This window comes from Hydrotalea sp. (assembly GCF_049968455.1).
GTDB lineage: Bacteria > Bacteroidota > Bacteroidia > Chitinophagales > Chitinophagaceae > Hydrotalea.
The window spans coordinates 1-1,709 of the sequence record NZ_JBMFQT010000013.1; the positions used below are offsets into that span (position 1 = coordinate 1).

The following is a 1,709-nucleotide window of genomic DNA, read 5'->3' on the forward strand; positions in this document are numbered from 1 at the left end:
ATAGTTTTTAAATTTCTGTTACCGAATTGATAAGTGAAATTTAAACTGATACTTCTGTTATAAGTGTTGTTCAAAGAATTGTTGGCAGTAAAAAGTGGATTAGTAAAAAGGCTTTGCCAAAACTTGGAAGAACCGTTATATATATCAGATAAATAAATATAAAATGAAAAGTTTTTGAAAGTTTTCTTTATCATAATATCCAAATTAGAAATTCCATTAATAGTATGTGCAGCAAGTGTCTGCTGGGGTGAATTATAATGCAGGGTTACAAAAGCCATCCAGTCCTTTTTTTTAGTTAAATATACATAGTTATCCCAATTTATCATACCATTGGCATTGTTTAACAGAATATTTTCTACGTTGGTATTGCCTTTGTAATGGGTATAATTAAAAGCAGTGTTAATGTATGTATCCCATTTATTATTGATAATGGTCTTGTATAAAGTGAATGTAATTGAATAGGTATTACTGGAACCATAATTCAAATAAGTGTTATTAAATTTATTTTGATTATTTTCAACAACCGGTATTATAAAATTACTATATGCATTTTGTATATGTGAATAGCTGGCTACAATACTGAATAAATTATTATAAACATAGGTAAACTCAGCATTATTATATAATTGGGGTTGAAGAAATGGATTATTCTGTGCAAAAAAAGTGGGATTGTAGTAGGTACGCCCCGGGAAAAGCAATTCAATGGATGGACGCATAATTTTTCTGGCAAACGAAAAACCAAAATTGTTTTTTGCATTAGCAGCATAACTTAGGCCGAAAGAGGGAAAAAAATTAACATAGTTAGAATCCTTTGAAATACCGGTGTTTTTCTCTTGGGTATTATACTGTGTAGTTTCTATCCTCCCACCAATATTCATTTGCCATTTATCTGAAATAGTATAAGCAAATGAGGTATAGCCGGAACCATAATTTTCAGTATAAGCATAATGTTTACTAAGCATTGTATCTAATACATAATTGTTAGGATATCCGTTATAATATTTTAAATTATTATCTACTTGTGTTTGGCTAAACTGAATACCCAAAATCCACTTTAAATGGTTAGATAGTTGATTGCCATAATCAATCCTTTCAGATAAATTAAAAAAGTTTTGTGGTAAATGATTGTTATAAATACCAATATTGCCAATCAAATTTCCCTGCTGGTCTAATTGATTAAAATTTCCTACACTATTTTGTTCCTGATAAAATTTGTTGTAATCTACATTAACATCAATATTTTGTTTATTTAAAGAATCAAACTGATGATGAAAATATATATTTCCGAAATTATATATATAATGATCTGTTCCATTAACATAGGTTTGTATTGGATTATTAAAACCTGACTGATTGGAAGGCTGATGATAAATGAGATTATTATCAATGGTATTACCATTCACTGTGGAATACCAGCCTTTGTAACTTAAAGTGTTGTTATTATTGATATAGTAATCTGCATTTAAGCCACCACCGGCTACGCTGTAACGTCTGTAGTGATCAGTAGTAGTTGAATCTTTTGAATCGTCTGTATAAGTAAAACTGTTATACCCTGTATTATAATTAAAATTACTGCTTAGATAAGGAATAAACTGTAATGCCAGATTATGTTTATTATAATTAACAGAACCATTTAATTGAGAAGTATTATAAACACTTTGCTGCGTGTTTAACTGAATATTGCCCATCCATCCTTCATTTAAATTTCT

General features: G+C 29.0%; 1 protein-coding gene. It reads right to left on the bottom strand.

Annotated features, from left to right (window positions below; all coding sequences use genetic code 11):
- The coding region (locus ACP5P5_RS10055) for an outer membrane beta-barrel family protein (RefSeq protein ID WP_428285977.1) at positions 1–1,709 on the bottom strand (1,709 nt) is incomplete at both ends.